This is a genomic window from Hypericibacter sp., assembly GCF_050729195.1.
Classification (GTDB): domain Bacteria; phylum Pseudomonadota; class Alphaproteobacteria; order Dongiales; family Dongiaceae; genus Hypericibacter.
Genome location: NZ_JBOHKS010000200.1, coordinates 1 through 8,915, shown reverse-complemented (window position 1 = coordinate 8,915; position 8,915 = coordinate 1). Strand labels below are relative to the sequence as shown.

11 protein-coding genes and 1 riboswitch are annotated in these 8,915 nt (G+C 65.9%); of the genes, 8 read left to right on the top strand and 3 right to left on the bottom strand.

Features of this window, described 5'->3' with window-relative positions:
- Positions 1-235 precede the first annotated feature (235 nt).
- The 3 genes from ACREE8_RS15500 to ACREE8_RS15490 all read left to right on the top strand — a co-directional run bounded on the left by ACREE8_RS15500 (position 236) and on the right by ACREE8_RS15490 (position 2,096).
- Positions 236-826 (top strand): glutathione S-transferase family protein, encoded by a 591-nt coding sequence (locus ACREE8_RS15500; RefSeq protein ID WP_431573914.1) that lies wholly within the window; start codon positions 236-238, stop codon positions 824-826.
- Between the two features lie 117 nt (positions 827-943).
- A complete protein-coding gene (locus tag ACREE8_RS15495) occupies positions 944-1,453 on the top strand; it encodes a PAS domain-containing protein (RefSeq protein ID WP_431573913.1) in 510 nt (169 codons plus the stop codon).
- Positions 1,454-1,577: 124 nt separating this feature from the next.
- On the top strand, positions 1,578-2,096 hold the full coding sequence (locus tag ACREE8_RS15490) for a PAS domain-containing protein (protein ID WP_431573912.1): 519 nt from the start codon (positions 1,578-1,580) through the stop codon (positions 2,094-2,096).
- 12 nt (positions 2,097-2,108) lie between these two features.
- Here ACREE8_RS15490 and ACREE8_RS15485 read toward each other — a convergent pair whose 3' ends face one another.
- Positions 2,109-2,666, bottom strand: coding sequence for a TMEM165/GDT1 family protein (locus ACREE8_RS15485; RefSeq protein WP_431573911.1), 558 nt, complete (start codon positions 2,664-2,666; stop codon positions 2,109-2,111).
- A gap of 109 nt (positions 2,667-2,775) precedes the next feature.
- Positions 2,776-2,894: riboswitch (yybP-ykoY riboswitch) on the bottom strand.
- Between the two features lie 119 nt (positions 2,895-3,013).
- Positions 3,014-4,216 carry a serine hydrolase domain-containing protein gene (locus ACREE8_RS15480; RefSeq protein ID WP_431573910.1) on the bottom strand — a complete coding sequence of 401 codons (1,203 nt, stop codon included), beginning with the start codon at positions 4,214-4,216 and terminating at the stop codon, positions 3,014-3,016.
- A gap of 579 nt (positions 4,217-4,795) precedes the next feature.
- Between ACREE8_RS15480 and ACREE8_RS15475 the strand changes: the two genes are divergently transcribed.
- Genes ACREE8_RS15475 through ACREE8_RS15455 form a run of 5 tightly spaced genes read left to right on the top strand, consistent with a single transcriptional unit; the run spans position 4,796 to position 8,157 of the window.
- A complete protein-coding gene (locus ACREE8_RS15475; protein ID WP_431573909.1) occupies positions 4,796-5,173 on the top strand; it encodes a pentapeptide repeat-containing protein in 378 nt (125 codons plus the stop codon).
- Between the two features lie 12 nt (positions 5,174-5,185).
- Positions 5,186-5,728, top strand: a complete 543-nt coding sequence (locus tag ACREE8_RS15470) for a hypothetical protein (protein WP_431573908.1) — start codon at positions 5,186-5,188, stop codon at positions 5,726-5,728.
- A 28-nt stretch (positions 5,729-5,756) separates the two neighbouring features.
- Entirely contained in the window at positions 5,757-6,566 is an 810-nt protein-coding gene (locus tag ACREE8_RS15465; RefSeq protein ID WP_431573907.1) for a hypothetical protein, read from the top strand.
- The gene (locus ACREE8_RS15460; protein WP_431573906.1) at positions 6,560-7,441 is read left to right on the top strand and encodes an ATP-grasp domain-containing protein; all 882 of its coding nucleotides are present in this window, start codon (positions 6,560-6,562) and stop codon (positions 7,439-7,441) included. Before ACREE8_RS15465 ends, ACREE8_RS15460 begins: the two co-directional genes overlap by 7 nt.
- Before the next feature lie 53 nt (positions 7,442-7,494).
- A complete protein-coding gene (locus ACREE8_RS15455; RefSeq protein WP_431573905.1) occupies positions 7,495-8,157 on the top strand; it encodes a hypothetical protein in 663 nt (220 codons plus the stop codon).
- 18 nt (positions 8,158-8,175) lie between these two features.
- Here ACREE8_RS15455 and msrA read toward each other — a convergent pair.
- A partial coding sequence (gene msrA / locus ACREE8_RS15450) for a peptide-methionine (S)-S-oxide reductase MsrA (protein WP_431573904.1) occupies positions 8,176-8,915 on the bottom strand: 740 nt, incomplete at its 5' end.

Genomic DNA, 8,915 nt, shown 5'->3' with positions numbered 1-8,915 from the left:
CGCTGGCACCGGGCGCGTTCGTCTCCTGGAACGGCTATTTGGCGCGCCGCGTCGCGGTCACGGGGCCCCAGGGCGAGCCGGTCACGGCGCTCTATCTCCTGACGCCGCTCGCCGACGGCAGCTGGCGCATCGCGGGTTGCCTTCTGTTCCGTCCTGCGCTCGAATCCTGACCGACCCTTCCTTGCGGGCCCGCGCCGTTCCGGCGCCGGCCCTTCCCCAGACAGATGGAATCCTCATGAGCATGATTCTCTATAACGGCCCGACCAGCCCGTTCGGCCGCACCGTGAAAGTGACGATGCTGGAGCTGGCCCTGCCGGTCGAGGAGAAGGCGATCGACGCCTATAAGGCCGAGTTCCTCGACAAGAAGAACCCGCTGCGCCAGATCCCGACGCTCGAGCTCGCCGACGGCCGCGCGATCTGCGACAGCCGCATCATCTGCCGCTATTTCGACGGCATCTCCGGCCGCGAGACGCTCTACCCCAAGGCCGACTACTGGGATCTGGAGACCCGCATCTCGCTCGCCATCGGCATCATGGAGCTGGGCCTGCAGCGGCGCATGGAAATCGTCCGTCCCGAGGGCGAGAAGAGCCCCGGCTTCATCCAGAAGCAGGAAACCCGCATCGACCGGTCGATCGATCATCTGGAAACGCTGATCGACAAGCTGGCGGCCAGGAGCCTCGCGATGGACCAGATCGTCACCGCCTGCGCGCTCGCCTATACCGACTTCCGCTATAATGACGGCTGGCGCAAACGCTGTCCCAATCTCGACCGCTGGTCGCGCGACTTCGCCAAGCGCCCGAGCATGGTGGCCAGCCAGCCGGGCTAGCCTTTTGCATCGGCCGGCCTGTCCCTTCGGTGAGTCGGACGGCGCGGCGCCGATCTGTTAGGCTTGCCCTGGCAAGCTCCGTGGCGACGACCTTCAAAGAAGGAGACGGCGCGCTTCATGCCGAGTTGGCGCGAGATCGAGAAGACGCAGGCTGTGTTGGTGCGCGCGCTCCACGACTATTGGCAGTCCAAGCGCCACGGCCGCGCTGTTCCCGACCGCGCCGATATCGACCCTGCCGAGATCAAGCCGTTGTTGCCCAACATTCTCCTGAGCGAATGGAGCGAGCCGCCCTTCCGGATCCGCTACCGCCTGGTCGGCGGACGCGTGACGCAGGTGACCGGCATGGATTTCACCGGCCGCTATCTCGACGAGCTGCTGCCGACCGACTTCGAAAACCGCTGGCATGACGACTATCGCGAGGCCCGCGACCATCGCATCCCGATCCTCGGCGCGGTGGTGGTGCCGACGGTCCAGGGCGACCAGTTCCGCTACGAATTCGGGCTCTTTCCCCTGACCCTCGGCGGCGAAGCCGTGCGCCAGTTCATCGCCATCGAGGATTATGGCGGCCGGGAGCCGCGCACCCGGCAGTTGGAGGACAAGATCAAGCCCTGGCGCGCGAAATCCTAGCCGGGTAAACGCAGGAACCAACCGGCGTGGCCGGCGTGGCGCCACCATGTTAGCGTGCGGTGCGAACGTCGAGTCGACCGCAATCCGGCGGGCGCTCGATCCTCCGGGATTGGATTTGGTCCGCATGACCAGTTGGACCGACATCGGCCAGTCGAATGCGCCGATGGTGAAGCAGCTTCATGATTACTGGAAGTCCAAGCGCGGGTCCGCCGCGCTCCCGGACCGGGACGCCATCGATCCTTCCGAAATCAAGCCTCTCCTTCCCTTCATCCTGATCGCCGAAGCGTCCGACCCGCCCTTTCGCGTGCGCTATCGGCTGATCGGCACCCGGATCGCGGCAGCCTCGGGCATGGATCTCACCGGCCGTTATCTCGACGAATTGTTCTCCACCGACGATGGCCGATGGCAGGCCTATTATCATCAGGCCTGGAGCGAGAGGGTTCCGGTCTACGGCATGGTGACGGTGCCGACGGTGCATGGCGACGAGTTCCGCTACGAGTTCGGCATTTTCCCCTTGAGCAAGGGTGGCGATACCGTCGTGCAGTTCCTCGCGATCGAGGATTTTGGCGGGCGCGAGCCTCGTCTGAGGCTGGTCGAGGACGAGATGGAGCCTTGGCGCCCGGCCGACAAACCGTCTCGCTGAAGGTCCTCCGCATTACATCATGAGCATGGTCGCGCCCAGCAGGGCGAAGATCACGGCCGCCGCATAGCGCACCCAGCGCGGATTGATCTTGTGGGCGAAGGCATGGCCGCAAAGCACGGCCGGCACGTCGGCCAGCATCATGCCGGCGGTCGTGCCGATGACGACCGGGATCACGGTCTCGAAGCGCGCGGCAAGCGCCGCCGTCGCGATCTGGGTCTTGTCGCCCATCTCGGCCAGGAAGAAGGCGATCGCCGTCGCCAGGAAGGCGCCATGGGCGCCGAAGCTCCTGACCTCGCCCTCGTCGATCTTGTCGGGAATGAGGGCCCAGCCCGCCATGGCGATGAAGAGGGCCGCGACACCCCAGCGCAGCCAGTCGGGATCGACAGTGGCCGCCACCCAGCTGCCGGCCAGGGCCGCCACCACATGGTTCAGCACGGTCGCGACGAAGATGCCGAGGATGATCGGCACGGGGCGGCGGAACCGGGTCGCGAGCAACAGCGCCAGGAGCTGGGTCTTGTCGCCGATCTCCGAAATGGCGACGACGCCGGTCGAGACGAGCAGGGCTTCCATGAAGCGACAACCAAGGGGGCCAGGCGAGTTGTCAGGACCGATGGCGTCGACGCCCCTCGCCCGGCCCGGGTGAAAGGGATCGATGCCAAGGTCTCGCCAATCGCGGCGGGATCGAAGAACCCCGCTTCGCCATTCGCGCCATGGCGGCCCGCCGAAACGAGCCACCAAGTGTGTTGACGCGAACTCTCCTCTGAAGGCCGGAGACGGCTACTCCCCAATGGATGCCGGGGAAGTTAAAGACGACGGATCGGAAAATCAACAGTCTGTCCGGCGGCGGAACGGCGCAGGAAGAAGCCTGCAAACGAGATTGCGAACGGCTTGCAGTCGGTTCTGCGAGCAGCCTTCGCTCATGCGGTTTTCTCGAGCCAGCGGCCCAGCGCGTCGAAGCCTGCCAGCAGCAGCGTGTCCATCGGCACGTCGACCGGCAGCGGCTGCGAGGACTGCTTCGCGATCACCATGTCGGCCGCCGGATCGACATAGATCCACTGGCCATGGATGCCGGCCGCGCAATAGGCGCCCGAAGGATAGCCCATGATGTACCACTTGCTGCGGTAGCGGCCCTTCGGCGCGAACAGCTTGCCGGCCTCCGAGATCTGCCAGGGCTTGGGATCGCCATTCTGCGTGATGTCGTCGACCCAGCCGCCCGGCACGACCTGCCTGCCGTCGACGAGCCCGCGCAGCCGCATCATCTCGCCGAAGCGCGCCAGGTCGCGCAAGGTCACGCAGATGCCGCCGGCCGAACGCGGCGCGCCCAACCGATCGACCGTGACATAGGCGTCCTGCTCGGCCCCCATCGGCTTCCAGATCGCCTCGCTCAGCAGCTGCGCGTAAGGCACGCCCGAGGCGCGCTCGAGGATCCAGCCCAGGAGATCCGAGTTGGGCGACACATAATGGAACAGGCTGCCATGGGCGCGCTGCGCGCGCTTCAAGGTCACCAGGAAGCCGCGCAGGTCGGTCGGCTTGGTGCCTTCGGGCAGCGGGTTCCAGCCGGTCGCCAGGCGATAGCGCCCGAACACGCCATGCGGATCGAGATAGTTCTCCTCGAAATCGATCGAGACCGTCATGTCGAGCACATGGCGCACGGTGCAATCGCCATAGGCCGATCCGGCCGCCTCGGGGATGTAGCGGGTCACCGGCGCATCGGGATCGAGCTGCCCGCGATCGACCAGGATGCCGGCAAGCGTGCCGGAGATCGATTTGCTGACGGAGAAGACGATGTGCGGCGAATCCGGCGTCTGGCCGGCGTCATACCACTCGGCCAGCACCCGGCCGCGCTGCAACAGGACGAATCCGTCGGTGAAGGTCTCGGACAGCAGCCGGCCGATGTTCCATTCCTTCCCGTCCGCTCCCTGGAACGCCACCTGCGCGATCTTGCGCTCGGAGCGCCTCAACGCGACACCCGCCCCGCCGCCCGCGATGTTGGCCGTGGGCAGCACCTCGCGGACATGGTGGAAGGCCCAGCGGCTGAAGGGTGGCAACCGCCAATTGGCGAGGGTCACCTGGTGGTCGGCGTCGGGCGGGAAAGCTTGCATCAGCCGGGTCTGGGTCATGAGTCGCATTGCCTGTCGGTTGCAGCCGCGGAGGGTCGGTCAATTATTGAGGCAGGAAAGCCGGCCCCGCGGAACCACGCAATACCCCCGGCGGGGTGGGTCGATTGGAGGCCGGGTCGGCGCCTTTGGGCACGCCGGCACAGATTTACCACAGCATAGCGACGGGGACCCCGGCTCGCAGGCGGAATGGATTCCTCGATTCCGGTGGGGCGCCGACGACGGCGACGGCATGCCGACAGCCCTGTCACCGATTCATTGGCGCATCATCCAAGAATCTCGCCGCATATCCGCCGCATATCCATTGCGGGTCGCAGCAGCTGCGACCACAGCGGACAGGATCATGGCCCCATGACGCATCGCCAAAATTACAAATCGGATGCGAGAGCGAAGATCGGGACAGAACCGATGCCATCGCCGCGGCGCGATCCACGAATGCCGAAGACGCCATCGTTTCATCGGTCGCGATGCGCGGCGCCTTAACCGCAACGCCGTTGTCCTGTCCCCGCGCCGGCATAAGATTGTATTCCACTTCGAGACGACCCGTCAGCGGCCGTCCGACGCCTTTGGGGAGGTTTTCCGATGAATGCAGCCAGAAAGCTGCGGCCGCGAAAGGCCGCCGGCAGGACTCGCGGTGCGAAACGGGCGGTCGTGAGCAGCGGCGGCATGGCGCCCCCGGTGATCCAGCCCAACATGCTGGTCGCCAATGCCGATATGGCGAGCTCGACCCTGACGCGGGTGCGCCACGATCACTCGGTCATCTCGGAAACGCGCTATCTCAATTGTCTCTTCAGCGAGAGCAATTTCGAAGGCAGCAGCTTCCAGGGCTGCGGCTTCGACGGTTGCGTGGTCGAGAATGCCAGCCTGCGCGGCGTCGAGCTGCGCAACTGCGATGTCGAGGGGCTCGTCATCGACGGCATCAATGTCGGCGAGCTGCTGAAGCAGCTCACCGGCCGCTGAGGAGGGGACATCATGGCTCGCAGGTCGAAGCCGAAATCGGCAACACCGGGCGCCTTCCTGTCGCTCTCCCATCGTCGCGATCTCCTGACCCAGATGGCGCGCGAGAATCAGCGCACCACCATCAAGACGGTCCAGGACCTGATCAGCGCCGGCATCGCCGCCATGCCCGATCGCAAATCCGACGGCAAGAATGGCGGCATCGACGGCGTCGATCGCTGGAAGGCCGGCGGCCTCAGGGGCGGGCTCGGCGGCCTCGGCAAGGGCGCCGTCGACGACAAGGGCTTCAAAGAAGGCAAGGATTTCAAAGAGGGCAAGGATTTCAAGGAAGGGAAGGACTTCAAAGAGGGGAAGGACTTCAAGGAAGGGAAAGACTTCAAGGAGGGCAAGGACTTCAAGGAGAAGACCGACAGCAAGCCCGGTTCCAACGAGAACCAGGGCGATCCGCTGATCCGCTACGGCTCGCTGGCGACCCTCAACTGGCAGCTCATGGACCAGGTCGGCAAGATCCATGGCGAGCGGATGCAAAGCCTCCTGAAGAGCGGTCCGGTCATCTGACCGGATCGCCCGCGAAGGTCCCTAGGTCATGGCCCGCCTGGCTTCCGATCATCTGGGCATGGATCTGCTGATCGTTGCCGACCGGCGCGATCCGGTGGCGACGCTCCTGGCCGCCGAGGCCAAGCGCCATGATCGCCGGATGGTCGCGATGGAGCATGAAGAGGCGGGCCGTCTCTTCTCCATCGCCGGCGAGGCGCAGGAGACGCGCATCCTTCCCGACCTGCCGATGCTGATACGGCCCACGGCCCCGCCGATCCCCAATCGCGATTCCGATGCGGCCTTCCTCGCCGGCGAAAGCATGGCGACCTTGTGGACGGCGGCCACCCTCGCCCGCTCGCCCGTGCTCAACCGCCCCTCCCATCGTGGCTTCGAGGCGGGCTGGTCTTCGTCCGGCGCCATCACCGAGCGGCGCGCAGGGACCGACATGGCGCCCGAGATCTATGCGCGGGCGCAAACCGACGCCGGGCCGCCCGACCGACGGCCCTGGGCGGTCGAGGATATGCGCGGGCGCACACGGCGCTGGGTCGGCGCCGATACCGGCAACGCGCCCTATCGCGCGCGGCCGGTGATCGAGGACGAAGCCTATGAGAGGGTAATCGTGCTCGAGGGCCAGGCCTGGCGCTGCACCACGCTTTCCCTCGATGGTTTCGATCTCGAGGCCCGAAGCATCGCGATTGCCGGCAATCTGGGGCTGGGTTTCGTCGCCGTGACCTGGGGCCTCGATCCCAAGCTCGAGCAGGCGCGCCTCGCGCGCATCGATCCCTATCCGCGGGTCGACCAGATCATTCCCGTCTGGGAGGATCTCGGACCCGCCTTGATCGCGGCGCTCTCATGCTGACCGCGATCGGCATCGACAGCGATCCGACGCTGGTCCATTTCGTGCAAGCGGCGCTGAACGAGCGGGCCGGGCTGACGCTGCTCAATCTGCGGGCCGCGGTCGAGGGCGAATGGCGTCTGCCGCTGGGGTCGGGCGAGCCGGCCGAATTCACTTTCGGCGGCGAGCATGTATCGCTCGCACCCGGCGACGCGATCTATTGCCGCCTCATCGATCTTTCGCCCGTCCTGCCCGAGCGCGAGACGCGGCGGCGCTGGCGTTCGCTGATCGGCGGCCTCGCCGCCTGGCTCGAGCAGAGCGAGGGCGTCGTGGTCAACCGGCCCGGCCATGCGGCCGACAACAGCGCCAAGCCGCTGCATGAGGCCTGGCTGCGCCAGCAGGGTTTCGCGGTGCCGGCAAGCCTGACCTCGAGCAACGCCACCTTGCTGGCGGCCTTTGCCGGCGACGGGCCCACCATCGTCAAGTCGGTCCAGGGCATCCGCGCCGACACCCGCGCCGTGACGCCGGCTGATTTCACCGGCTTCGTGGCCGCACGCGGGCCGGTGCATCTGCAGCGCCGCGTGATCGGCCGCGATCTGCGCCTCCATGTGGTGGGCAACGAGGTTCACGGCGAATCGATCGAGAGCGACGCGGTCGATTACCGCACCGCGAGTGCGCGGTTTCGCCGTTTCGAGGTGCCGGCGGATCTGGCCGATCTCACCGTGCGGGCCACCCGCGCGGCGGGACTGATCTTCGCCGGCTGGGATTTCAAGCTCGATGATGAGGGGAGGTTCTGGTGTCTGGAAGCGAACCCGATGCCGGGCTACGACGGCTACGACACGCGCGCGAACGGCGCCATATCGCGTTCGTTGGTCGAACGTCTGAAATCTCGCCGCTGATCAAAGACATTCCGCTCTTTGACGCGAAGGAGACCAAGGCACTCTACAAGACCGTGACGGGTCCCTTGCGCAAGCATTGGATCCCGCGCGGCACCACGGGCATCACCGAGTTCTACTCGCTCGGCACCGCGGCCTATCTCGATTACTGCTGCTCGGAGAATCCGATCCAGGACTACATCAAGGGCTCGCCCAAGGCGAACAGGCCGCTCAAACAGGCGCTGGGCGCCATGTATGAACGGGTGCGCGCCGGCATCGAGGCCGAGATCGGCGAGCCCGTCACCCTGACCGACCGTTTCGCGCTCCCCGGGTTCCATATCTTCCTGGGTCAGGCGATCGATCGTGCGTCGGGGGCCCCGGTGCATTTCGACCAGCAATATCAGTATCTGCCCTGGCGCCGGACGCTCGACGGGGTGCCGCCGATCTCCTTCACCATGCCGATCATGCTGCCCAAGGCCGGCGGCGGCCTCGACAACTGGAACGTCACGCCCGACGACGTGACCCGCATGGTCAGGCTCGGCATGGAGCCCAATCTCGATCGGGTCAAGGAAACCAAGTTCAAGAGCTTCCACCCCTACAAGCTGGGCACGCTCTCGCTCCATTCGGGACTGCTGCTGCACCGCCTGGGCCGCGTGCCCAAGATCCGCGACGATGACGAGCGGATCACGCTGCAGGGTCACGGGGTGCGGATCAACGGCACCTGGATCCTGCATTGGTGAGCCCGCCCGACGGATGCGTCACTTCTCGACATAGAGCGCCGGCAGCTCCGACTTGAAATCGCCAAGCTTGGGCGCGTCGTTGATCATGATGTAGGGGCTGTAGGGATTATGCACCGCGTAATCCTGGTGATAGTCCTCGGCCGGGTAGAAGGCCTTGAGCGGCACCACCTTGGTCACGATCGGCGACGGATAGTTCCCGGCCGCGTTCAACTGGGCGATATAGGCCTCGGCGATCTTCTGCTGGTCGGCATCGGCATAGAAGATCGAGGAGCGGTACTGGGTGCCTTCGTCGGGACCCTGGCGATCGAGCTCGGTCGGGTTGTGGGCGACCGAGAAGTAGACCTTCAAGATCTCGCCATAGGTGACCTTCGAGGGATCGAACTCGATCTGCACCGATTCCGCATGGCCGGTCGTGCCTGAGCTCACCACCTCATACTCCGCGGTCGAAGCCTCGCCACCGGAATAGCCGGCGGTCACATGCTCGACGCCCTTGAGATGCTCGAACACGAGCTGCATCCCCCAGAAGCAGCCGCCGGCAAGGACCGCCGTCTGCTTGCCGGACGACGAGGCCAGGGGCGCATCGACGGCCGGATCGGGAATCGGCACGCCGGCATCCGCATGATGGATTGTCTGGCCGATGGCCAGACCCAGCAGCAGCACGGCACAGCCGCCGGCGATCTTCTGCTGGTCGGCATCGGCATAGAAGATCGAGGAGCGGTACTGGGTGCCTTCGTCGGGACCCTGGCGATCGAGCTCGG